This is a genomic window from Streptomyces sp. MK37H (genome assembly GCF_018035285.1).
Lineage (GTDB): Bacteria > Actinomycetota > Actinomycetes > Streptomycetales > Streptomycetaceae > Streptomyces > Streptomyces endocoffeicus.
Genome location: NZ_JAAAYH010000108.1, coordinates 1 through 23,160, shown reverse-complemented (window position 1 = coordinate 23,160; position 23,160 = coordinate 1). Strand labels below are relative to the sequence as shown.

Annotated in this window: 18 protein-coding genes and 2 pseudogenes; 16 read left to right on the top strand and 4 right to left on the bottom strand. The window is 72.0% G+C overall.

Annotation, left to right across the window (positions count from 1 at the left end; genetic code table 11):
- The 13 genes and pseudogenes from GWI24_RS17585 to GWI24_RS17525 form a co-directional block, all read left to right on the top strand.
- On the top strand, positions 1 to 955 hold a 955-nt coding region (locus GWI24_RS17585; protein ID WP_210946898.1), incomplete at its 5' end, for an alpha/beta fold hydrolase.
- A gap of 30 nt (positions 956 to 985) precedes the next feature.
- Complete coding sequence (locus tag GWI24_RS17580; protein ID WP_210946897.1) at positions 986 to 2,176, top strand: cytochrome P450; 1,191 nt, start codon at positions 986 to 988, stop codon at positions 2,174 to 2,176.
- 12 nt (positions 2,177 to 2,188) lie between these two features.
- Positions 2,189 to 3,382, top strand: a pseudogene (locus tag GWI24_RS17575) (macrolide family glycosyltransferase); the annotation flags it as partial.
- A 115-nt stretch (positions 3,383 to 3,497) separates the two neighbouring features.
- Complete coding sequence (locus GWI24_RS17570; protein ID WP_210946895.1) at positions 3,498 to 3,860, top strand: DsrE family protein; 363 nt, start codon at positions 3,498 to 3,500, stop codon at positions 3,858 to 3,860.
- 1 nt (position 3,861) lies between these two features.
- The gene (locus GWI24_RS17565) at positions 3,862 to 4,275 is read left to right on the top strand and encodes a hypothetical protein (protein WP_210946894.1); all 414 of its coding nucleotides are present in this window, start codon (positions 3,862 to 3,864) and stop codon (positions 4,273 to 4,275) included.
- A gap of 2 nt (positions 4,276 to 4,277) precedes the next feature.
- Positions 4,278 to 4,676, top strand: a complete 399-nt coding sequence (locus GWI24_RS17560; RefSeq protein ID WP_308343717.1) for a hypothetical protein — start codon at positions 4,278 to 4,280, stop codon at positions 4,674 to 4,676.
- A 69-nt stretch (positions 4,677 to 4,745) separates the two neighbouring features.
- A complete protein-coding gene (locus tag GWI24_RS17555) occupies positions 4,746 to 5,849 on the top strand; it encodes a beta-ketoacyl synthase N-terminal-like domain-containing protein (protein ID WP_210946899.1) in 1,104 nt (367 codons plus the stop codon).
- Between the two features lie 157 nt (positions 5,850 to 6,006).
- Entirely contained in the window at positions 6,007 to 7,686 is a 1,680-nt protein-coding gene (locus GWI24_RS17550) for an NAD(P)/FAD-dependent oxidoreductase (protein ID WP_210946892.1), read from the top strand.
- Positions 7,687 to 7,735: 49 nt separating this feature from the next.
- Entirely contained in the window at positions 7,736 to 8,713 is a 978-nt protein-coding gene (locus GWI24_RS17545) for an ATP-binding cassette domain-containing protein (RefSeq protein WP_210946891.1), read from the top strand.
- The gene (locus GWI24_RS17540) at positions 8,710 to 9,498 is read left to right on the top strand and encodes an ABC transporter permease (protein WP_210946890.1); all 789 of its coding nucleotides are present in this window, start codon (positions 8,710 to 8,712) and stop codon (positions 9,496 to 9,498) included. The genes GWI24_RS17545 and GWI24_RS17540 overlap by 4 nt, the downstream gene beginning before the upstream one ends.
- Before the next feature lie 22 nt (positions 9,499 to 9,520).
- Positions 9,521 to 11,476, top strand: a complete 1,956-nt coding sequence (locus tag GWI24_RS17535; protein WP_210946889.1) for an AarF/ABC1/UbiB kinase family protein — start codon at positions 9,521 to 9,523, stop codon at positions 11,474 to 11,476.
- Positions 11,477 to 11,608: 132 nt separating this feature from the next.
- Positions 11,609 to 13,339 carry a fatty acyl-AMP ligase gene (locus GWI24_RS17530; RefSeq protein ID WP_247616514.1) on the top strand — a complete coding sequence of 577 codons (1,731 nt, stop codon included), beginning with the start codon at positions 11,609 to 11,611 and terminating at the stop codon, positions 13,337 to 13,339.
- Positions 13,336 to 14,325: a beta-ketoacyl-ACP synthase 3 gene (locus GWI24_RS17525; RefSeq protein WP_210946887.1), complete on the top strand. Its 990-nt coding sequence runs from the start codon at positions 13,336 to 13,338 to the stop codon at positions 14,323 to 14,325. Before GWI24_RS17530 ends, GWI24_RS17525 begins: the two co-directional genes overlap by 4 nt.
- Here GWI24_RS17525 and GWI24_RS17520 read toward each other — a convergent pair.
- On the bottom strand, positions 14,312 to 14,866 hold the full coding sequence (locus GWI24_RS17520) for a DUF3995 domain-containing protein (RefSeq protein ID WP_210946886.1): 555 nt from the start codon (positions 14,864 to 14,866) through the stop codon (positions 14,312 to 14,314). The two genes, GWI24_RS17525 and GWI24_RS17520, sit on opposite strands and share 14 nt — an antisense overlap.
- Positions 14,867 to 14,869: 3 nt before the next feature.
- Positions 14,870 to 16,120, bottom strand: coding sequence for a macrolide family glycosyltransferase (locus GWI24_RS17515; protein WP_210946885.1), 1,251 nt, complete (start codon positions 16,118 to 16,120; stop codon positions 14,870 to 14,872).
- A gap of 230 nt (positions 16,121 to 16,350) precedes the next feature.
- On the opposite strand from GWI24_RS17515, the gene GWI24_RS17510 reads away from it, so the two are divergent.
- Both GWI24_RS17510 and GWI24_RS17505 read left to right on the top strand, forming a co-directional pair.
- Positions 16,351 to 18,111, top strand: coding sequence for a bifunctional N-acetylglucosamine-1-phosphate uridyltransferase/glucosamine-1-phosphate acetyltransferase (locus GWI24_RS17510; protein ID WP_210946884.1), 1,761 nt, complete (start codon positions 16,351 to 16,353; stop codon positions 18,109 to 18,111).
- Positions 18,111 to 18,878 (top strand): PIG-L deacetylase family protein, encoded by a 768-nt coding sequence (locus GWI24_RS17505; RefSeq protein ID WP_210946883.1) that lies wholly within the window; start codon positions 18,111 to 18,113, stop codon positions 18,876 to 18,878. The genes GWI24_RS17510 and GWI24_RS17505 overlap by 1 nt, the downstream gene beginning before the upstream one ends.
- A gap of 92 nt (positions 18,879 to 18,970) precedes the next feature.
- Here GWI24_RS17505 and GWI24_RS17500 read toward each other — a convergent pair whose 3' ends face one another.
- Together GWI24_RS17500 and GWI24_RS17495 are read right to left on the bottom strand one after the other, a co-directional pair.
- Positions 18,971 to 21,136, bottom strand: a complete 2,166-nt coding sequence (locus tag GWI24_RS17500) for an MMPL family transporter (RefSeq protein ID WP_210946882.1) — start codon at positions 21,134 to 21,136, stop codon at positions 18,971 to 18,973.
- Between the two features lie 393 nt (positions 21,137 to 21,529).
- Positions 21,530 to 22,004, bottom strand: a pseudogene (locus GWI24_RS17495) (hypothetical protein).
- Positions 22,005 to 22,150: 146 nt separating this feature from the next.
- On the opposite strand from GWI24_RS17495, the gene GWI24_RS17490 reads away from it, so the two are divergent.
- A partial coding sequence (locus tag GWI24_RS17490; protein WP_210946881.1) for an ATP-binding protein occupies positions 22,151 to 23,160 on the top strand: 1,010 nt, incomplete at its 3' end.

The following is a 23,160-nucleotide window of genomic DNA, read 5'->3' as shown; positions in this document are numbered from 1 at the left end:
ACAGTCGCTGCTGGCCACCCGGCTGCTGGGGCGCATCCACGCCACGTTCGGCGTCGAACTGACCATCCGCAGCCTCTTCGAGGCCCCGACCCCCGCCGAACTCGCCGTCCATCTGGACGACGACGACCGGGGACAGCCGCTGGACGTGCTGCTGCCGCTGCGGCCGCACGGCACCCGCCCCCCGGTCTTCTGCGTCCACCCGGCGGGCGGCCTCAGCTGGTGCTACTCCGGGCTGATCAAGCACCTGGGCCAGGAGTACCCCGTCTACGGCCTCCAGGCGCGCGGCCTCGACGACGACGGTGAGCGACTGCCCTCGACCATCGCCGAGATGGCCGACGACTATGTGCGGCAGATCCGCACCGTCCAGCCCTCCGGCCCCTACCGGCTGGTCGGCTACTCGGCGGGCGGGGTCATCGCCCACGCCATGGCCGCCCGCCTGGAGGCGCTGGGCGAGGAGACCGACCTGCTGGGCGTGCTGGACACCTACCCGAACCAGAAGATGCCGCCCATCGACGAACAGGACGTGCTGGCGGACCTGTTGCGGTGGGTCGGCTACGACCGCCGCTACCTCGGAAACGGACCGCTCACCCATGAGCGGGTGACCGAGGTGCTGCAGCGCCTCGGCAGCGCCATGGCCACCCTCGAGGGCCGCCACATCGAGGCCATCACCAGGATCTACGCCAACAACAGCGAGCTGTTCAACACCCATCTGCCGGACAAGTTCAGCGGGGACATCCTGCTGGTCGTGGCCACGCTCGACAAGATCGACATCTCCCCGACCCCGGCCACCTGGGGCCCGTATGTCGGCGGGCGGATCGAGACGCGCGAAGTCGACCGGCAGCACACGGACCTGATGAAGCCCGGTCCGCTGGCGGAAATCGGCCGCATTCTGGCCGCGAAACTCGAGGAAATCGACGGCCCCGGACCGGACGCTCACGGTGCGGCGGCCCAGTAGACCAGTAACTTCATAAGGAGCAGACACGCGATGACGACCAGTGACGCCGTGCGTCCCCCACAGGCCGCCGAAGCGAACGCGCACTTCTTCGCCTGGCTGGAGAAGATGCGGCGAGAAGAGCCGGTCAGCTACAACGAGCAGACCTTCCAGTGGTCGGTGTTCCGGCATGAGGATGTCACGCACATCATGGCCGACACCGATGTCTTCGTGAACGACATGTCCGACATCACGCCGCCCCAGGAGGACTACGACGTCTTCTTCAAGGGGAACATCGCCGCGATGGACGAGCCCCGGCACCGGAAATTCCGGATGCTGGTCAGCAAGGCGTTCAGCGCCCGCTACATAGCCGGCCTGGAGCCGAAGCTGGTCAAGATCGCCACCGGGCTGCTGGACGCGGTGGGCGACAAGGAGCACTTCGACATCGCGGCGGACTTCGCCTTCCCGTTCCCCGTGGCCGTCATCGCCGATATCCTCGGCGCCCCCCACGAGGACGCCCACCTCTTCGCGGAATGGGCCAATCTGCTGCACGCCAGCAATCAGGGCGTTGAGGGGCACCGGGCGACCGCGATGCGGCTGAAGTCCCTCAACACCTATATGTTCGAGCAGATCCGCAGGCGCCGCGCCGAGCCGCGTGATGACCTGATCACCACGCTCGTCCAGGCCGAGATGGACGGCCGGACGCTGGACGACGAAGAGATCGTGGGCTTCGCGGGCGTCCTGCTGATGGGCGGGATCACCACCACCGCGGCCCTGATCAGCAACATCATCCTGACCTTCGACCGCTTCCCCGAGCTGTACCGCGAGGTGCGCGCCGATCGCTCCCTGGTGCCCCAGGCGATCGAGGAGGTCGTCCGCATCCGGCCCTCGTTCAGCAACTTCGTGCGGATGACGGCCGAGGACGTGGAGCTCGGCGGGGAGATCATCCCGGCCGGGGAGCTGGTCCATGTGTGGGTCTCCTCCGCCAACCGCGACGCGAACGCCTTCCCGGACCCCGACCGGTTCGACATCCACCGGGAGAACAACCGGCACGTCGGCTTCGGCCAGGGCATCCACTACTGCATCGGCGCCCCGCTCGCCCGTCTGGAGAGCAGGATCGCCTTCAATCTGCTGCTGGACCGCTACCGCTCCATCCAGGTGGTGCCGGACGCGGACATCGAGTTCCTCGACACCTCGGACATGATCGGCGCCTCGCGGCTCCCCGTCGTCGTCACCAGAGACTGACCCGGAGCAGCCATGGACCCGAGTGACAGACGTTCAGCCCATATCGCGTTCTTCAACATCCCGGCCCACGGCCATGTGAACCCCACGCTCGGCACGGTGGCCGAGCTGGTGCGCCGCGGGCACCGGGTGAGCTATGCCGTGCCCGCCGAGTTCGGCCCGCAGGTGCGGGCCGCCGGGGCCACGCTGGTGCCGTACGAGACGACGCTGCCCGCCTCCGACCGGGTCGAGGACTGGCCCTCCGACGACCCGGTCGCCATGTCCCGCCTCGCGCTCGACGAGGCGATCGCCATTCTCCCGGGCCAGCTGCGGGCGTTCGAGGAGGACCGGCCCGACCTGGTGCTGCACGACTTCGGCGCGCTCACCGGCCGGCTGCTCGCCCACCGCTGGCAGGTCCCGGTCATCTGCCTGGCCTCCACCCATGTGTCCGCGGCGGGCCCGGAGGAGCGCCGGGCCCGCCAGGAGATGTTCGACGAGTTCTTCGCCGACGATCCGCGCTGGTCGGAGTACCGCCGGGGATTCCGCACGTTCCTGGACGAGGCCGGTATCGCCCTGTCCATCGACGACTACACCGGACTCCCCGAACGCTGTCTGGTGCCGATGCCCCGGGAGTTCCAGATCGACGGGGACGCCGTGGACCGGCGCTACGCCTTCGTGGGCCCCTGCATCGGGGGCCGGGGGCACCAGGGCGAGTGGCGGGCCCCCGATGACGACCGGCCGGTGCTGCTGGTGGCCCTGGGCTCCGCGGGCAGCGGCCAGCCGGCCTTCTACCGGGAGGTGGTGGCGGCCTTCACCGGCACGCCCTGGCATGTGGTGCTGGCCACCGGCACCCTCGACCCCGCGCTGCTCGGCCCGCTGCCGCCCAATATCGAACAGCACCGCTCCGTGCCCCAGTTGGCGGTGCTGGAGCGGGCCTCGGCCTTCATCACCCATGGCGGTATGGGCTCGGTGCTCGAGGCCATGCACCACGGGGTCCCCATGGTCACCGTCCCGCAGGTGAACGACCAGCACATCAACGCCGAGCGCGTCGTGGACCTGGGGCTCGGGCGGCACGTCCCGCTGGACAAGGCGACCGCGGCGCGGCTGCGGGACGCCGTGTCCTTCGTCGCCTCCGACCCCGGGATCGCGGCGCGGGCGGCCGCCACGCGGAAGCGGATGCGGCAGCTCAACGGCGCGGTGACCTCGGCCGACCTGATCGAATTCGTGCTCCACGGCCGGCGGGAGCACTGGCAGGATCATGTCGCCCGCCTGGAACACCGCCCCGGCCCTGGCGATGCTGGCCACGCCGTGAACGGTACGACGGTCGGCTGAAGGCATGGACATCATGACGCGAGAAGACCCACCGATTCCCAACCCCCCTCATCTGCTCATCGAGAGCCGTGGCCCCTGGGCGGGCGCCGCCTGTGGCGCGTTCGTCCGGGACGCCCGCACCCTGGCCCTCTCCGGCCACCCGGTGCAGCTGGTGCTGGTGCAGGACGCCGTCACCGCCGCCGTGTGCGAGCCGGAGGAGGACTCGGCGGAGGTGCGGGCCCTGGCGGAGGCCGGCGGCGAGGTGTGGGTGGACGACTTCTCCCTCGCCCAGCGCGGCCTGCCCGCGGACCGGCTGATCCCCGAGGCACGGGTGGTGGGCATGCCGGAGGTATCCGCCCGCGTGCTCGCCCCCGGCGTCCGGGTGGTGTGGCACTGAGATGGCCAGGACCACGACGGTTCCCCGCTCGGACGTGCTGCTGACGGTCATGGGCGCGCCGTACGAGAACGACCTGCTCACCAGCGTGCTGCGGCTGGCGCAGGCCATGCTGGAGGACGGGGCCACGGTGCAGATCTGGGCGTGCGGCTACGCCACCATGCTCACCCAGCGGGGGCTGGGCGACAGCAAACCCCGCAACCTCGCCGCATGGTCGGTGGACTACCCGTCCACGAGCCTGCTGGTGCGGGAGATGCTCACCGCCTTCCCCGGCCGACTGCGCTGGTACGCCTGCCGCTTCTGCAGCGACGACCGCGGCGCGGTGGACCACATCCCGGAGGTCCCGGTACGGGCCCCGGCGCGGTTCGCCGAGCATGTGGCCGCCGCGAACAAGACGCTCTACCTGGGGGTGATGTGACCGTGGCGGAGGAGCAGCGGCGCGCGCTGGCCATCGTGGAGCGCGCCTACCGGGGGGCGGTGGAGACCCAGTTCTCCGACGGCCTCTACTGCGCCTATCTGTTCCACCGCCACCTGGGCGGCCTGGACGTCCTGCTGCGCGGCCCGGCGGTCGGCTACGCCGTCCGGGCCGCCCGGACGCCCGTACCGCGCCTGGGGAAGCGAGAGCTGACCCAGGTCAACACCCCGGGCGAGGGCCTGGACGTGCTGCTGGCGGCCGGGGTCGGTGTGTGGATCGAGGAGCAGGACCTGCGGGCGTACGGCCCGGACGCGACGTCCGGTCTGCTGCCCGGCGTACGCACGGTACCGGCCGGGGCCATGGCGGCCCGCTGGCCCGGCTACCGCGCGGTCTTCTATCTGTGAGCGGGCTCCCGGGGCGCGGCCGCCGGGACCCGCGTGGATTCCCCAAGGAGTGGATCGGTTGTGACGGCCATGGTTGCCGCGGTGCGCGGTCCCGTGATCTCGGGCTGGTCGGCGGTGTCGCCGTACGGGATCGGGCGCCACGCCTTCGTCGAGGGGCTGCGGTCCGGGCGGAGCACGGCGGTGGAACTCGACCCGGCCGAGTGGTCGGGCCCCGGTGAACGAGCCTGCCTGGTGCCGGGCTTCGTCATCCGCGAGGTGCTGGGACGCAAGGGAACCCGGTCCATGGACCGGGTGACCGGACTGGCCGTCACGGCCGTGGACCGGCTGCTGCGGGAGGTCACGGACGGCGATCCGGGCCCCGCCTCGGGCGGGGACGACGTGGCGCTGGTGCTCGGCACCAACACCGGCAGCGCGCAGTCCATCATGGACCACACCCGCGACACCTTCCTGCAGGAGAAGCCCTTCTACGTCGACCCCTCGCAGTTCCCCAACACGGTGATGAACTGCGCCTCGGGGCAGTGCGCCATCCGGTACGGGCTGCGCGGGCCCAACGCCACCGTGGCCGCGGGCCGCGCCTCCGGGCTCCAGGCGCTGCACTACGGACGGCGGCTGCTGACCTCGGGCCGGGCGGGCAGTGTGCTGGTCGGCGCGGTGGAGGAGCACTCGGCCGCCCGCGCCTGGCTGGAGCACCACACCCGGGGCGAGGACGAGCGGGCCGACGCCGTGGTGCTCGGCGAGGGCTGCGCGGTGCTGCGGCTGGTCCCCGCCGACGCGCCGGACGCGGCGGCGGGCCTGGCCGAAGTGGTGCTGGTGGAGTCCGGGGTGGCCGGCCCGGACGGGCCGGCCCCCGCGCTGACCCGGTGCGTGGAGCGGGCGCTGCGGCGCTCCGGGGTGACCCCGGCCGAGGTGTGGGCCGTCTCGCCCTCCGCCCCCGCCGGGACCGCCGGAGTGGCCGAACGGGGGGTGCTGGAGGCGCTGTTCGGCGCGGTGGAGCCCCGCTGGGTGCCGCACCCCGAGCCAATCGGGGACACCTCGGCGGCCGCGGCGGCCTTCCAGGTGGTCGCGGTCCTCGCCACCGCCGAGGACGCCCCGGACGCCTCCGGCAAGGTCGCGGTGATCACCTCGGTGGACCGTGACGGGGCCGTCGCCTGCGCACTGCTGCGGCTGCGATGAAGGCGCAGGCGAAGGCGAGCGAACGGAAGCGGACCCACCGGCTCCACGGCCTGGTACGGGCGAAAGGTGTGGGTGGCAGCTTCCGGTCACGGCCCGGGACCGCGGCCCCGATTGCTGCGACGGTTACGGCGATTGAGACAGAGATGGGATCCCCAGCATGACGAACCGCGATGATTGGGATGCGATAGTCGTCGGCTCCGGCATCGGCGGCCTGGTCTGCGCCGCCTATCTGGCGGTGACCGGACGGCGGGTCCTGGTGCTCGAGCAGCATGACGTCGCGGGCGGCAACAGCCATGTGTTCCGCCGCCGCCGCGCCTACGAGTTCGACGTCGGCGTCCACTACCTCGGCGACTGCGGCCCCGGCGGGGTGCTGCCCGCGATCCTCGGCGGCCTCGGCCTGGACAAGCGGATCACCTACCGCGAGATGGACCAGGACGGCTTCGACGAGATCGTGCTGCCGAGCACCTCGATGTTCATGCCCGCCGGCTGGGACCGCTACCGGCGGCGCCTGAAGGAGACGCTGCCGGAGGACGCCGAGGGCCTGGACACCTTCCTCGACATCTGCGAGGCCCTGGGCGCCGAGATGCGCTCGGCCCTGCTGTCCGGGGAGGAGCTGACCGTCGCCGACCTCGTCGTGCGCACGCCCGTCACCCTCAAGTGGGGCCGCCATCCGCTGTCCAGGCTCTTCGACCACTGTGGTCTCTCGGCGCGGGCCAGGACCGTGCTGGCCGCCCAGTCGCCCAACTACGGCATAGGGCCCGACCAGGCGACCGTCTCGATGCACGCGACCGTCACCGACCACTACGTGCGCGGCGCCTACTACCCCGAGGGCGGCGGCCAGATGCTGGCCGCGGGCCTGGTGGAGTCCCTGGAGGCGCACGGCGGGGCCCTGCTCACCCGCGCGCATGTGACCCGCATCCTCGTCGACGGCGGCAAGGTCACCGGGGTGGGACTGGCCGACGGGCGCAGCTTCTCCGCCCCGCTGGTGGTCTCCAACGCCGACTACCGCCGCACCGTGCTCGACCTGGTGGGCGCCGAGCACTTCCCCGCCAAGCTGGTGACCAAGACCCGCGAGGCGGCCATGGGGCTGCCGTTCGCCACGCTGTACGTCGCCCTGGACCGGCCGCTGCCCGAGCGCCGCAACGCCAATCTGTGGTGGTACGCGGACGACGACATCGACACCTACTACCGGCGGCTCGCCGAGGGCGACATCGACCCGGTCTCCTTCCTCTTCCTGTCCTTCGCCTCCCAGAAGGACCCCGGGGGGCGCACCGTGTGCCCGCCGGGCCACAGCAACTTCCAGGTGATGACGCTCTGCCCGCCCGAGTACGACCGCTGGGGGGTGACCACCGGGCCCGCCGACGGCACCCGCTACCGCCGCGACGGCGCCTACCGGAAGAGCAAGGAAGAGTTCACCGAGGCCATGCTGACCGCCGCCGAGCGGGCGATCGGCCCCTTCCGGGACCACATCACCCACCTCGAGGCGGCCACCCCGCTGACCCATGAGCGCTACACCCTGTCCACCGGGGGCACCCCCTTCGGCCTGGCGGACTGGGGCGGCGTCGGCGCGCGCCCCGACACCCGCACCCAGGTCGAGGGGCTGCACGTGGTGGGCGCCAACACCCGCTACGGCAGCGGCATCACCGGTGTCGCCGTCGGCGGCATCGCCTGCGCCTCCGCCATCGTCGGCCGCCGGCTGATCCACGAGGTGCACGACGGTGCCGTGCTGGGCGACGCGGACCTGCTGCCCGAGCGCGACGAGCGCTGGGACCCGCTCGCCGTCTCCCGGGGAACCGGCCGCCGCAACGCCCGCGGTCTCGCGGGCATCGACCGATGACGGCGCCGCCCCGATCACGCACACACCGGCGACCTTTCCAGGAGAGAACATGGACGTGGCGATCGAGGCCGAGGGCCTGAGCAAACGGTACGGCGACAACGAGGTGCTGAAGGGCGTCGACCTCACGGTGCCCGCCGGGTCCGTGCTCGGCCTCCTCGGACCGAACGGAGCCGGGAAGACCACCACCGTACGGATCCTGGCCACCCTCCTGCCGCCCGACGGCGGCCGGGCGATGGTGGCCGGCCACGACATCGTCAAGGCGCCCCCGGACGTCCGCCGGCGCATCGGCCTGGCCGGACAGTACGCGGCCGTGGACGAGCGGCTGACCGGCCGGGAGAACCTCGTCCTCATCGGCAGGCTCTACCGCCTCGGCCGCGCGAACGCCAAGCGGCGGGCGGAGGAACTGCTGGAGCGCTTCGACCTCACCGGCGCCGCCGACCGGGAGACCAAGACCTACTCGGGCGGTATGCGGCGCCGGCTGGACCTGGCCGCCAGCCTGCTGGCCGACCCGGGCGTGCTCTTCCTGGACGAGCCGACCACCGGACTGGACCTCACCAGCCGGATGACCCTGTGGTCCATGGTCCGCGAACAGGTCGACGCGGGCGTCACCGTCCTGCTCACCACCCAGTACCTGGAGGAGGCGGACCAGCTCGCCGACCGCATCGCGGTCATCGACAAGGGCATGCTCATCGCCGACGGCACCCCCGACGAGCTCAAGCGCAAGGTCGGCGGGGAGCGCCTCGAGGTCAGCCTCGCCGACCCGGCCACGGTCCCGGAGGTCACCGGGCTGCTGGAGCGCGTCGCGGTCGGCGAGCCCGTGGTCGGGGACCAGGGCCGCAGCGTGTCGGTGCCGGTGGGCTCCGGCATCGACTCCATCGCCGAGGCGGCGACCGCGCTGCGCGGCAAGGGAATCGAGGTGACGGACTTCGCCATGCGCAGGCCGTCCATGGACGACGTGTTCCTCGCGCTGACCGGGCGCAGCAGCGCCGGGGAGTCCGACGAGGACGAGGGGAAGACGGCAGCATGAAGGAACTGGCAACCGACACTTGGATCCTGGCCGGGCGTCATATGAAGCACATCGCCCGCGTGCCCGAGAAGCTGATCGGGGTGACCATCGCGCCCGTCGTGATGGTGCTGATCTTCGGCTATCTCTTCGGCAGCGCGATGTCGGTGCCCGGCGGGAACTACCGCGAGTACATTATGGCGGGCATCTTCACCCAGGTGATGTTCTCCGCGGTGGGCACCAGCGCCGCCGGTGTCGCGGACGACCTCAAGAACGGTCTGGTGGACCGCTTCCGTTCGCTGCCGATGTCCCGCTACGCGGTGCTGCTCGGCCGGACCGTCTCGGACATGGCGATGACGGCGCTCAGCTGCCTGGTCATGGCGGTGGTCGGCCTGCTGATCGGCTGGAAGGCGCACCACGGCGTGGTGAAGACCGCCGCGGGCTTCGGCCTGCTGCTCCTCCTCGGCTTCACCATGTGCTGGATCGGCGCGCTGATCGGCCTGGTGGTGCGCAGCCCGGAGGCGGTGAACACCATCTCCTCGCTGATGGTCCTGCCGTTCGCGCTGCTCTCCAACTCCTTCGTACCGCTGGACGGGCTGCCGCGCTGGATGCAGATCATCGGTGAGTGGAACCCCATCAGCTCCGTGGTGAGCGCCTGCCGGGACCTGTGGGGAAACCCCTCCACGGTGGTGAGCGACGCCCTGCCGGCCCAGCATCCGCTGGCCGCGGGCACCGCGATCCTGTGCACCCTGCTGATCGTGGTGGCCCCGCTGGCCGCCCGCGCCTACCACCGGGCCGCCGCACGCTGACCCCCAAGGACCCCGCGCAGTGATGAAGCTGGCCCAGTTCCTCCTGGCCCTCCTGGTGATGAGCGCGTTCATCATGGCCTTCGTGTTCAGCGCCCGGAGGCTGCTGGGCCTGCGCATCGGGATCGTGCGGTCCCTGCTGGCCGGGCTGGTCAGCGTGGTCGGCCTGGCCGTCTTCAGCCTGCTGATGCAGCGGCCGGAGCAGCGCGGCATCCTCACCGGGGTGCAGTTCGGCTCCACGCTGGTGGTGACCACCGGCTTCCTGGCCGTCCTCGAAGTGGTCGCGCCCAGCGGCACGTTGGGCGGGCCGCGCGGCTGGGTGCGGTCGGTGCGGTCCCGGGTGGCCCGCACCCGCCGCTACTGGCACATCGTGTCCATCGCGATGCGGCACGGGCTGCGCCCCGGCCGGTACGGCGCGGTCCCCACCGTGGGCCGGGGGCCAGGGTCCAGCCGGATGGCCAGGCCGCTGCGGCTGGCGCTGGAGGAGGGCGGCGCCACCTTCGTGAAGCTCGGCCAGGTGCTGTCCACCCGCCGGGATCTGCTCCCGCCCGCGTTCATCGCCGAGCTGGGGCGGCTGCACCACCAGGTCTCCCCGGAGCCCTGGCAGGTGGTGGGGGAGGCCCTGGAGCGGGAGCTGGGCATGCCGCTGGAGGAGGCGTTCGCCCACTTCGACCACGAGCCGCTGGCGGCGGCGTCCATCGCGCAGGTCCACGCGGCCCGGCTGCACTCGGGCGAGGAGGTCGTGGTCAAGGTGCGCCGCCCGGGGGTCCGGGAGGTCGCCGAATGCGACCTCCAGATCATCCTGCGGTTCGCCAGGACGCTGGAGCGGCGGGCCGGCTGGGCCCGCGCGCTGGGGGTGGTGGACCTGGCCGACGGGTTCGCCACCTCGATCCGCGAGGAGCTGGACTTCCGCATCGAGGCGGCCAACCTCGCCACCGTGAGCGCGGCCTGGAGCCGGCGCTCGGAGGGCACCGGCATCCGGCTGCCGAGGGTGTACGAGGAGTGGTCGGGCGAGCAGATGCTGGTCATGGAGCGGCTCTCCGGCACTCCCATCGGCTCGGCCGCCGCGGTCCTGAAGGGCACCGCGGAGGAACGCCTGGCGCTGGCCAGGAAGGTGATGGTCAACATGTTCCACCAGGTGATGACCGACGGCACCTTCCACGCCGACCCCCACCCCGGGAACATCCTGCTGCTGGACGACGGCGCCATCGGCGTGATCGACTTCGGCTCGGTCGGCCGGGTCGACGCCCAGGTCCGCTCCGGTCTGCGGTCCCTGCTCTTCGCGCTCAACAGCCAGGATCCGGCCGCCCTGTGCGACGCGCTGCTGGAAGTGGTCACCCGGCCCGAGGAGATCGACGAACAGCGGCTCCAACGGGAGCTCGGCCGCTTCCTGTCGCGCTATTTCGCCCCCGGCTCCACCCCCAGCGTGCAGATCTTCACCGACCTCTTCCGGCTGGTCCAGCGGCACGGGCTGACCATCCCGCCCGAGGTCGCGGCCGTCTTCCGGGCCCTGGGCACCCTCGAGGGCACCCTGATGCTCATCGCCCCGGGCTTCGTCATGGTGGAGGAGGCCCGGACCTTCGCGGGCGGGGGTTTCGCCCACGCCGGCGGCGAACCGCTGGGCCAGCTGATCAGCCCGACCGATGTGATGGCGGCGTGGGAGCTGCTGCGCAGACTGCCGCGGCGGCTGGACCGGGTCACCAGCGCGCTCGAGCAGGGCCGCCTCGGCGTCGGGGTGCGGCTCTTCGCCAACGCCCGCGACCGTACGTACATCAGGTCGCTGGTGCATGAGATCCTGCTGACCTTCATCGCCGCCACGAGCGGGGTCATGTCGGTGATCCTGCTCAGTATCGACGGCGGTCCGGTGGTCGTTCCCGGAATAGGACTCTTCCAATTGCTCGGCTATCACCTGCTGGTGATCTCCGGAGTGATCGGCCTGAAAGTCCTTTTCCTTATTTCACGTGGCGGCGGGCGGAACTGATACGTCATTGAATGGCCGTCAGGAATTGTTACCGAGCGGTATTCCGTGATATTGGCAGCATGGTGATATCGGCCTTGAGGGGCCCGGTGCCCCTGGCTATACAGGAGCCATCCACCGCTGAAAAGGATGGACATGACTTCTGTCGGCCATGACCCCGAAAAGCTGATGTCCCTGCCGGCCCTGCTCGCCCGGCGCGCCGCCGAGAACCCGGACGACCTCGCCTACTGTTATCTCCGCAACGGCGAGGACCCGGATGACCGGGTCACCTACGCGGAACTCCTGCGCCAGGCCCTGGTCCGCGCGGCCGAACTCCGCCGCCGGGACAGCCGCGGCCGCAGCGCCGTACTGCTGTACCCCACCGGCCTCGAATTCGTCCGCGCCTGGCTCGGATGCGCCGCCGCCGGGGTCATGGGAGCGCCCGTGCAGGTGCCCAGGAACGGCCAGGCGCTGCGCCGGCTGCGCTCCGTGGCCGACGACTCGGGCACCACTCTGGTCCTCACCACCGCCGAGACCCGCGACCGGCTGCTGGCCGACTTCCCCGACGCCCCCGATCTGCGCGGCCTGGAACTGCTGGCCACCGACGCATGGCCCGAGACGGCGCCGGCCGGGGAGCCCCTGTCCGCCGCCGGACTCGACGACGTGGCGCTGCTCCAGTACACCTCCGGCTCCACCGGCACGCCCAAGGGCGTGATGGTCACCCACCGCAACTTCTGGCACAACGCCGCCGAGACCGACGCCCTGTGGCCGACCAAGGGCGGCACCGTGGTCTCCTGGCTCCCGCTCTTCCACGACATGGGGCTGCTGTTCGGCGTCGTCCTGCCGCTGTGGGCCGGGATCCCCTCCTACCTCATGGGCCCCGAGGCGTTCGTACGCCGCCCGGCCCGCTGGCTGGAGGCCCTCTCCCGGTTCGGCGGCACCCACGCCGCCGCCCCCAACTTCGCCTACGACCTGTGCGTACGAGAGGCACGCCCCGCGCCGGGCACCGACCTCTCCGCCTGGCGGGCGGCCATCAACGGCGCCGAGCCCGTCCGGCTCCACACCATCCGGGCGTTCACCGAGGCGTTCACCCCCTACGGCCTGGACCCACAGGCGGTCTCGCCGGGCTACGGACTCGCCGAACACACCCTCAAGATCAGCGGCAGCGGCCCCGGCGAACTCCCGCGCGCCCTCACCCTGTCGCCCACCGACCTCGGCCAGGGACGGGTCACGGAGACCACGGACGCCGACGCGATCCCCGTGGTCAGCTGCGGCCGCACCATCGGCGACACCCGCGTGCGCGTCGTGGACCCCGCCACCCGCCGCGCGGCCGACCCCGACCGGGTGGGCGAGATCTGGGCCACCGGCCCCTGCGTGGCGGCCGGTTATGCGGGCCGTGAGCGGGAGAGCGAGGAGACCTTCCGGGCCCGGATCGCCGACGACGCCGACACCGGGGCGTACCTGCGCACCGGCGACATCGGCTTCGTCCGCGACGGCGAGCTCTACATCACCGGACGGCTCAAGGACCTCCTCGTGGTCAAGGGCCGCAACCACTACCCGCAGGACCTGGAGTACTCCGCCGAGCGCAGCCACCCCGCGCTGCGCCCCGCCTCCGCGGCGGCCTTCGCGGTGGACCGGGGCGACCGGGAGGCTCTGGTGGTGGTGATCGAGGCGGACGGCCGGGCGCTGCGCACGGCCGGCCACGACGTGCTGGTCAGCGCCGTGCGCGAGCGGGTGCGCAGCGACCACCGGCTCGAGGCCGAGGACGTCGTCGTCATCCGCCGCGGCACCCTGCCCAAGACCACGAGCGGCAAGGTACGCCGGAGCACCTGCCGCCAGAGCTACGTGGACGGCACCCTGGTACGGGTCGGCGGAGGCCCGGCATGACCGGACGTCAGGGCGGGGAGGGCGCGCGCATCCTGGGCCTCGGCGGCTACCGTCCCGCCCGCACCGTGCCCAACGAGGAGCTGTGCGCGCGCCTGGACTCCTCCGACACCTGGATACGGCGCCGGTCGGGCATCGTCAGCCGGCGCTATGCCGGGCCCGACGAGACGGTGATCACCATGGCCGCGCACGCCGGGGGCAAGGCCCTGGCCGACGCGGGCGTGGCCCCCGCCGACGTGGACACCGTGCTGCTCGCCTCGATGTCCTACCTGTACCAGTCCCCGGCGGCGGCACCCCAGGTGGCCGCGGCCCTCGGCGCGCGGTCCGCCGCCGCCTTCGATGTGCACGTCGCCTGCGCGGGCTTCTGCTACGCCCTCGCCGTGGCGGACGGGCTCATCCGCGCGGGCACCTCCCGCCGGGTGCTGGTGATCGGCTCCGAGCGGATGACCGACATCGTTGACCCGTACGACCGGGGGGCCGCCTTCCTCTTCGCGGACGGCGCGGGCGCGGTGCTGGTCGGCCCGGCCGCCGAACCCGGGATCCACTCCGTGGCCTGGGGATCGGACGGAGCGCAGCACGGCCTCATCGCCCACCAGGAGCCCTGGACCGCCGCCCGCGACGCGGACCGGCCCTGGCCGTACATGCGGATGGCCGGATCCGAGGTGTTCCGCTGGGCGATCAGGGAGGTGCCGCGCACGGCCGCCGCCGCCCTGAGACAGGCGGGGGTCACGGCGGACCAGCTGTCCGCCTTCGTTCCGCACCAGGCGAACCTGCGCATCACCGAGGCGGTGGCCAAGGCCCTGGACCTGCCGCCGCATGTCGTGGTCGCCGACGACATCACCTCCGCGGGCAACACCTCCGCCGCGTCCGTCCCGCTCGCCATGGAGGCCCTCAGGGACCGCGGGGCGCTGCCCTCGGGGGGACTGGCCCTGCTGGCGGGGTTCGGCGCGGGGCTCGCGCACGCCGCGCTGGTGGTCACTCTGCCGTGACCTGCCGCCCGGGCCGGGCCCTCCGGCCCAGCCGCAGGGCGGTCAGGCCGTACAGGATCCCGCCGAGCACGAAGTAGGCGTCGATACAGACCCCGGACCAGATGGTGTACGCCGACGGGTGCGCGTCGCCGGTGATCTGCTCGTACGTCAGGCCGGTCAGGCCGTTCCGCGCCAGGCCGGTGCCGCGCAGCGCCGTGTCCAGCAGCCCGGCGCCCCCGCGCACCGCCACCAGCGCGGCGCCGGTCCACAGGCAGAACAGCGCCGCCCACCGGGGGAGCCGCCGCCCCCACGGCCGGGTCAGCGCCAGCGGCAGCACGATGCCCACCGCGAACATGCCGGTGATGACCGCGCCCTGAATCCGGTCGCTGGTGCTGGTGGCCTCCGGCACCACCTCGGGCGCGTCGCCGAGCCCGAACCGGCCCCCGGCGAACCAGTACCCGTGCATCGCGGTGAAGACCACCGCCCAGACGAAGGCGGCCAGGGCGGCCCGGCGCACCTCCCGCGCCGGCCCTGCCCCGGCGGCCGTCCCCGATGCGGACACGGGTCAGGCCCGTGCGCGCCGCGGCACGCCCTCGATCGCGTCGGCCGCCGCGGCGGCGCCGCCCTCCGCGAGGACCTCGGCGCGCAGCTCCGCCAGCCGCCGGGCCACCTCGGGGTCGGCGGACACCTGCTCCACCGCCTCCCGCAGCTCCTCGCCGGTGACGCCTTCGAAGGGCGTCCGCACGCCGATGCCCAGCCCGTCGATCAACCGGGCGTTCTCCATCTGGTCGAACCCCATGGGTACGGCCACCATGGGAACGCCGTGCTGGATCGCCTCCATGGTGGAACCCATACCCGCGTGGGTGATGAACACCGCCGCCTCGGCCAGCACCTGGAGCTGCGGCACATCGGGGATGACCTCGATGTGCGCGGGCAGCGGCCCGAAGTCCGCCGGGTCCAGATGCCTGCCGATCGACATCACCACATGCCACGGCCCGTCGGCGAACGCCTCCGCGCACTCGAAGAAGATCCGCTGCACCTCGGGCACCTCGGGCGCGATCGAGCCGAAGGCGATCAGCAGTACCGGACGGCCGTCCGTGGGCGGCTTCCAGGGAGCCCGGTGGTCCTGGCCGCGCACCACGGGGCCCACGAAGGTGTAGGCGTCGCCGAGTTCGTCCGCGTCGGCCTGGAACGCCCGCGGGATGGTGACCACATAGTGGTCGGCCCAGCCGACGTAGAGGAACTCCTCGATGGTCAGGTCCATCCCGCCCTCGTCCAGGAAGTGCTGGAACTCCTTACGGTAGGCCAGCCACGCCGGGTCGTCCGCCACCGTGGCGTAGAACGGCGCCAGGTCCCGCTCGTAGGTGTTGCTGGACACCCTGGTCGGGGAGAGCCGCACCGCCGGGACGCCCCAGCGCTTGGCCAGGATCTGGGCCGACAGCGCGGCATAGTCGTAGAGGACCAGGTCGGGGCGGTCGTCCTCGAACGCGGCGAGCTGCTGCGGCAGCACCGCGACCGCCTCCCGCAGGAAGAGCGAGGACATCGCGACCACATCGGTGATGGGGAACCGCTCACCGCGGCTCGCGTCCGGGAAGGTCGTCGTGTAGAGGACCGGCTCCGCTCCGGTGGCCCGTACCGCCTCGGCGTGCCCCTCGTCGATGGAGAAGCTGACCCGGTGGCCCCGCTTGACCAATTCCGCGCAGAGCCCGAGATTCGGATTCACATGACCGTCCGCCGGGATGTTGAACATCGCGATGTGCAGCGGTCGCGCATTCTCCGGAATTCCCTCCGGAAGGCCCGGACGAGAGACGCTCACGGATAACTCCTCTTCCGCCATCCGGACGCCTCAGATGGCCGGTTGACGTCATGTGGTGAATTCGATGCTAGGAAGGCCGGGCAGAGCGGTCGAGCATGCAGTCAGCTTCCTGCCAAGGGTCCTGGGCATCCCTTGCGGGCCTGTCTGCTTCGCCCTTGTCTGAGACCTGCGTCACGCTGTCCGAAATGCAGTCCGGGCGGCTTGATCCACCTCAGGAGGGGCTGATTGAGATGATTTCCCAGAAGATACTCGATAGTAGAAGTGGATTGCGTTCCGGGCCGGGGGGCGACCCGGAACGGCGGGCCCGGGAGGAGCACGCCCGGGAGCTGGCCGCCGTGGTGCTCGCCGCGGGGAACGGGGAGCGCATGGGACCCGGCCCCCAGAAGGTGCTGCGCGAGGTCGGCGGCCGGGCCATGCTCGGCCATGTCCTCGACGCCGTGGCCGAACTCGCGCCGCGGCGCACGGTCGTGGTCACCGGACACCAGCGCGCGGACGTCGAGGCGTACCTCGCCGCCCATTTCGCCGACGCCGCGCCCGCACCGGAGACCGCCGTCCAGGAGCACCAGGGCGGCTACGGCCACGCCCTGCTCGCCGCCGTGCACCGGTTCCCGGACTTCACCGGGACCATCCTGGTCGCTTGCGGGGACGCGCCACTGCTCACCGGCGACACCCTGGCCCGGCTGGTGGCCGAGCACGAGAAGGCGGGCAATGCCATGACCCTGCTGTCCGGCCACCTGCCGGACTCGGTCGGCTACAGCCTGGTGCTGCGGTCCGAGGTGGGCGAGTACCAGGCCCTGCTGCCACCGGACCGGGGCGACCGCCGCGAGCCCGGCGAAAGTCCCGCCGGCGGCCGGCTGCGCGAAGTGGGCGCCGGGGTCTACGCGTTCGACGCCACCGCCCTGCGCGCCGCCTTCGACGACCTGCTGGCGAGCGGGCGCACCACCGGTGAGTACCTGGCCACCGTGCTCGACCACTTCACCGCGCACGACCTGCGCGTCGGCATCACGGTCGCGGAGGACCCGGACGACATCCTGGGCGCCAACGACCAGGTCCAGCTGGCCCGGGTGCGGGCCGTTCTGCGCGACCGGATCAACCGCTGGTGGCTGGCGGCCGGGGTCGACATCGCCGACCCGGGGACGACCTGGATCGACGTCGGCGCCAGGCTGGCCACCGGGGCGGTGGTGCTGCCCAACTCCCGTGTCCTCGGCGCAAGTTCGGTGGCGTCCGGCGCGGTGATCGGCCCGGACACCGAGGTGCGGGACTCCGCCGTGGGCGAGGGGGCGCTGGTGGAGCGGTCCACCGTGACCGCCTCGGACCTCGGCGCGGCCGCCCGGGTGCGGGCCTACTCGACCGTGTTCAAGTCCCGGCTCGGGGCCGGTGCCGAGGTCACCAGCTCGGTGCTGGACCAGGCGGCCCTGGGCTCGTCGGCGCAGGTCGGTCCGTACGCGTATGTGCGCCCCGACACCCGGCTCGACAAGGGCGCCAAGGTGGGCACGTTCGTGGAGATCAAGAACTCCACGCTCGGCGCCGGGGCCAAGGTCCCGCATCTGTCGTACATCGGTGACGCGGACATCGGCGAGGGGAGCAACATCGGCGGCCTGTCCGGCTTCGCCAACTACGACGGCCGCAAGAAGTACCGCTGCGTCGTGGGCCGCAACGTCCGCATCGGCGGCCAGAACGGGCTCATCGCACCGGTCACCATCGGCGACGGGGTCTACTCGGGCGCCCGCGCGCTGATCGCCGAGGACGTGCCCCCGGGCGCGCTCGTCATCTCCGAGGGGTCCCTCAAACAGCGCAACATCCCCGGCTGGGTGCAGAAGAACCGCCCCGGCTCCGCGTCGGCCATCGCCGCCGCCATGGCCCAGGGCGAGACCGGGGAGATGGAGACCGCCGACGGCGCCCGTCAGCAGGTCCCCCGTACCACCGGGGCGCTGGAGCCCACCGCCGGATACGAACCGTCCACCACCGATGACGAACGGTCCCTGTCCTGATGCCCTCCCACATCCTCGTCGTCTCCCCGCACCTGGACGACGCCGTGCTGTCCGCCGGCAGCCGGATCCACCACCTGGCCTCCGCAGGCGCCGAGGTCACGGTCCTCACCCTGTTCGCGGGCATCCCGCCGCTGCCGTACTCACCCATCGCCGAGTACTTCCACTACACCTGGGGCCTGGAGACCGAGCCGATGGAGCACCGGCGGGAGGAGGACCGCAAGGCCCTGGCCCGGCTGGGCGCCACCCCGCTCCACGGCGAGTTCCTCGACGCGGTCTACCGGCGGCGGCCCGACGGCACCTGGCTCATCGACGTCGACGGGCCGATGGTGCAGGGCAGCGAGGCCGCCGAACCCCGGCTCTGCGACCTGCTCGCGGCCGCCGTGGCCGAACTGGCCGAGCGGATCCAGCCCGAGCAGGTCCTGACCAGCGCGGCGGTCGGTAACCACATCGACCACCGGCGCACCCGTGACGCGGTGGTCACCGCGCTGGCCGGGAAGGTCCCGGTGCGGTGCTGGGAGGACCTGCCCTACGGGCTGCGGGGCAGTGACATCCCCCCGCTTCCCGAGGGCCGCGCCCTGCTGGACCCGATGGCCGAGACCGCGGGGGAAGCCTCCTGGTCCGCCAAGTACGAGGCGATCGAGTGCTACCGCTCGCAGCACTCCATGCTCTGGCCGCCGGACGCGGACTTCCGGGACCTGTTCGACGCCCATGCGACGGGCCATGGCGGCGGGGCCCCGGCCGAGCTGTTCTGGCCGGTCGGCCCCTGATCCGCCCGAGCCCCCGTCCCCCCACCGGTGGCCCTCCGCGACGATGCCGCGAAGGGCCACCGCGGCGTTTCGGCGGCCGCGTAAGCCGCGGATCACACCCGTACGGTCTCCGCGGTGTCGGGCTCCTCGGCCCGCCCCGGGCCGGAGGCACCGGAGGCGTGAGGGGAGTCGAAGCGGTGGTTGGGCCACCACGCCTTGGAGCCGAGCATCGCGGTCACCGTCGGCACCAGCAGCAGCGCCATGATGAACGCGGTGAGCAGGATGCCGAAGGCGACGGCGAAGCCCATCTGCTGGAGCATGGTGTTGCTGGCCAGCATCAGCACACCGAAGGTGCCCGCCAGGATGATGGCGGCCGAACCGATCGTCGGCGCCGACTGGGCCACCGCGAGCCGGGCCGCCTCGGCCGGGGACTTGCCCTTCCCGACCTCCTCCCGCAATCGGGCCACCATCAGGATGTTGTAGTCCGTGCCGATCGCCACCACGAACAGGTAGACCACGATCGGCAGCATGAAGAGCAGGCCGTTCTCGCCCCTGATGTCCTGGAACAGCCAGACCGTCGAGCCCAGGGTCGCGGCGAAGCCGAGGCCCACGGCGAGCATCAGGTACAGCGGCGCCACCACGCTGCGCAGCAGCAGGCCGAGGATCAGCATGATGGCCACGCCCGCGACCGGGAACACCAGCCGGTAGTCGTGGTTGACCGCGTCCTCGATGTCGCCCAGCACCGCGGTCGTCCCGCCCACCAGGGCCTCGCTGCCCTGCGGCGCGGATTCGTGCGCGGTGTCCCGCAGCTCCCCGGCCACCAGCGAGATGGCCTTCTCGGAGGCGGGCCGGTACTTCAGCACGACGCTGAACTGGGCCACGTCACCCTTGGGATTGGGCACGGCGGGGGAGACCTCGCCGACGCCCTCGACTCCCTCCAGCTTCTTCCGGAACCCGGTGAGCGCCGCGGCGTCCAGCTTGGCGCCGCCCTTGGACTGGACGTACACCAGGCTCGGGTCGGACTCACCGGCCGAGAAGCTCTTCTGCAGCTCCGCCATGGCCTGGACGGACTCCAGGTCCTTCGGCAGCGAGCTGTCGGTGTCGAACTCTGCCTTGAAGCCGAACGCGCCCACCGCGAGGGCCGCCAGCACACAGGCGGACACCGTGGCGATCAGGCCGGGACGGCGCGAGACCAGGGAGCCGGTGCCGTTGGCGAGCCGGTTGCGGGGCGCCTGCTTCCACGCCTTGGACGGCCAGAACGCCTTCGTTCCCAGCAGCGAGAACACCGCGGGCACCAGGGTGAGGGCCGCCACCAGGGTCACCGCGACGGAGATGGCCAGCGAGGGCCCCATGGCGCGCATGCTGCCCATCGTCGACAGCGTCAGGGCGAGGAACGCCACGATGACCGCGCCGGCCGCCGACGCGATGGTCTCGCCGACCCGGGAGACCGCGTTGACCAGGGCCTCCTTGGGCTCCTGGCCCTGGCGGAGGTGTTCGCGATAGCGGAACAGGAGGAACAGCATGTAGTCCGTGCCGACGCCGAACAGCACCACGATCAGGATCGCGGACACTCCGCTGTCGGCCTCGAGCCCGAACCAGTCGCTGGCGGTGGCGATCAGACCCTGGGCCATGATGAACATGACCAGGATCATCAGCACGGGCATCAGCGCGATGAGCGGACTGCGGAAGATGGCGCCGAGCAGCACGATGATCAGGACCAGGGTGGCCATCATGATCATGGCGTCGGTGTCACCCTCGGACTCGGTGGCGTCGAGCCCCGAGGCCGCGGGGCCGGTCACATCGACCTTCAGCGAGGTGCCCTTCAGCAGCTTGTCGCGGTCCGCGCGCAGATCCTTGATCGACTGCTGGGTGCCCTCGTCGTAGAGGTCCTTCTTGGTCGAGTAGATGTTGGCCAGCGCCATCTTGCCGTCCTTGGAGACGGCCTCGGGCGTGGTCACCACGGACTTGAAGGTCTTGTACTTCTTGTCCTGGAACCCCTTGGTCGCCTTGATGACGGCGGCCTTGTCGGCCTCGGAGAGCTTGCCCCCGTCCGGCCGCTGGTAGACCAGGATGGCGGCCGCGCTCTCCTGCTGCGGGAACGCGTGCTCCTGGAGCTTGGACACCCGCACCGATTCGTAGTGCGAGGGCAGGAAGTCGGCTTGGTCGGTGCTGGACTTCAGCGGTGGGGCAAGGATGGCCAGGCCGACCGCCGCGATGACCCACATCGCGACGATCAGCCATGGACGGTTGACGGAGAACCGTCCTATTCGCCCGAACATGACGCTCCTTAGGGAGTTAAGGTTCCAGTAAGAGGGCACGCTAGGACAGCCGTTCGGGCGGCACCACGTGTCCTCGTGGAAATCGGCCTGGGGGGTGAGGGCGGCTCCGCCAAAGGGTTTAGGGAAGCGATCCGCGTCTCAGCATCCGTGCTGATGGTGCCCCTCGAACCCCGGGCCGACGGCCACCGTCCGAGTTTCGGGGGCCAGGGTGCGGGCGGGCCGTGAAGTGGGCCGGACTGACATGTAATTGACAAAATTGGCGTGTCCGGCGGCTTCTCGCGGGCGCGTTCCCGGCCGGCCCGTCCGCTTCCTGACAACACACCCATACGCCTCGTCAGAACGCCCGGCTACGCCTCGTCAGGACTCTCCACTACGGCTCGTCAGGACACCCCGCTAGACCTCCTGGAGGGCCGTCTTCGCGGCGTCCACGAAGTCCGTGAGGGCCTGCCAGAACGGGCTGAACGCGGCGTGAAAGCGCTGCCCCGCCTCCGGCTCGCCGGAGCGCATCGCGCCCAGGGCGCGATGGAACGGGCCGGTGGCCTTCTGCAGCGCGTTCGCGGCGGTGGCCGCGGCGGCCGGGCCCTCCAGCTCGACCACGCGCACACAGCGGCGCATCTTGCCGTACTCGTCGCGTTCGCGCTCGGCCAGCTCGTCCAGGAGGACGGCGCGGCGCCCGGCCTCGCCGGTGCGCCGGACGGCGTCGACCTCCCAGCCGCCTGCTGTCGCGCAGCCGCTCCGCGCGCTGGGCGAGCGCCGCGGTGTCCGCCTGGATCCGGGCGGCCCGGGTGTTGCCGCGGCTGGTGACCCAGCTGGCCAGGACGGCGGTGCCGCCGGTGAGGGCCGCGATCCAGAACGTGCTGTCAGCCATGGGCCCCCGTACCGTCCTCAATCCCTCGAGCGCTGAACATCCGCTGTCCCTCGGTCATCATCAGCCACCGCGGCTATCCCCCGATGGTAGGAAGATACGGAAGGAGTAACGGTTCGGCGGTATGTGCCAGAGATATGTTCCGGAGCATGAGCGCATCCGGGCTGCTGCCCGCAAGGACCGAACTGCGGCCCGTGGTCTCCGAGTTGAGGCTGTCGGCCTTCAAGAGCCACCGCCGTGCCGCGTTTCGGCTGGGACCGCTGACCTTGATCTCCGGTCCGAGCGGCAGCGGCAAGTCCGGGGTGCTGGAGGCGTACGCGGCGCTCGCACGGCTCGCGGGCGGCGCCCGGCTCGCGGAGGTGTTCCGCGATCCGGCCGCGTACATCCCGCGCCGGGCGCGGCCGGACCGGCAGGGGCGGCGCGGCTTCCGCATCGGCTGCACCGTGGACGGCCCGGTCGGGCCCGTACGGGTCGATGTCGCCGTACAGGCCGAGCCCGAACTGCGCATCGTGGGCGAGCGGATGACAGGGGCGGGGGAGACCCTGCTGGAGACGGCGCTGCGCGACCCTGGGCGGCGCTGTGTCCAGGCCGCCTGGCACACGGCGGGCGCGGTCGCGGTGACCCGCGCCCCGCTGCCCGACGACCGGCTGGCGACCTCGCTGCTGCCGCTGCGGGTCGCGGGCACGACGGAGGGGCAGCGGCTCGCGCTCGCCGCCGCCGAGCAAGTGGTCATCGCGCTGCGCTCGGTCTTCCCCTGCGATCCGCGGCCGGACCGGATGCGGGCGCCGGCGCCGCCGAGGGACGGACGGCTGCGCGGCGGCTGCGAGAACCTCGCGGCGGTGCTGCGGCGGACCAGCCGAGAGTGCGGTACGCGGCACGCCGCGCTGGTCGCGGCGGTCCGGGCGGGGTGCGCCGGGCCGGTCGAGGGGCTGGTCACGGAGGGGCGCGCGGACGGGGTGGTGCGGGCCCTGGTCGAGCAGGGGGAGCTCGGCGCGATGCCCGTGGAGCGCCTCGGCGACGGCGAGTTGCGGTATCTCGCGCTTGCGCTGGTGCTGCTGACCGGGCCCGGTGTGCTGGCCGTGGACCCGGCGGCCGATGTGCTCCCCGCGCGGCAGGTGCTGACCGTGCTGGCCGACGGTTTCGACCGGTGTCTGGACCG

Excerpts from the sequence above, each read along its gene's own strand:
- GWI24_RS17580 (WP_210946897.1), top strand. The coding sequence starts at position 986 with ATGACGACCAGTGACGCCGTGCGTCCCCCACAGGCCGCCGAAGCGAAC.
- GWI24_RS17570 (WP_210946895.1), top strand. The coding sequence starts at position 3,498 with ATGACGCGAGAAGACCCACCGATTCCCAACCCCCCTCATCTGCTCATC.
- GWI24_RS17565 (WP_210946894.1), top strand. The coding sequence starts at position 3,862 with ATGGCCAGGACCACGACGGTTCCCCGCTCGGACGTGCTGCTGACGGTC.
- GWI24_RS17555 (WP_210946899.1), top strand. The coding sequence starts at position 4,746 with ATGGTTGCCGCGGTGCGCGGTCCCGTGATCTCGGGCTGGTCGGCGGTG.
- GWI24_RS17550 (WP_210946892.1), top strand. The coding sequence starts at position 6,007 with ATGACGAACCGCGATGATTGGGATGCGATAGTCGTCGGCTCCGGCATC.
- GWI24_RS17545 (WP_210946891.1), top strand. The coding sequence starts at position 7,736 with ATGGACGTGGCGATCGAGGCCGAGGGCCTGAGCAAACGGTACGGCGAC.
- GWI24_RS17540 (WP_210946890.1), top strand. The coding sequence starts at position 8,710 with ATGAAGGAACTGGCAACCGACACTTGGATCCTGGCCGGGCGTCATATG.
- GWI24_RS17535 (WP_210946889.1), top strand. The coding sequence starts at position 9,521 with ATGAAGCTGGCCCAGTTCCTCCTGGCCCTCCTGGTGATGAGCGCGTTC.
- GWI24_RS17530 (WP_247616514.1), top strand. The coding sequence starts at position 11,609 with ATGACTTCTGTCGGCCATGACCCCGAAAAGCTGATGTCCCTGCCGGCC.
- GWI24_RS17525 (WP_210946887.1), top strand. The coding sequence starts at position 13,336 with ATGACCGGACGTCAGGGCGGGGAGGGCGCGCGCATCCTGGGCCTCGGC.
- GWI24_RS17510 (WP_210946884.1), top strand. The coding sequence starts at position 16,351 with ATGATTTCCCAGAAGATACTCGATAGTAGAAGTGGATTGCGTTCCGGG.
- GWI24_RS17505 (WP_210946883.1), top strand. The coding sequence starts at position 18,111 with ATGCCCTCCCACATCCTCGTCGTCTCCCCGCACCTGGACGACGCCGTG.
- GWI24_RS17500 (WP_210946882.1), bottom strand. The coding sequence starts at position 21,136 with ATGTTCGGGCGAATAGGACGGTTCTCCGTCAACCGTCCATGGCTGATC.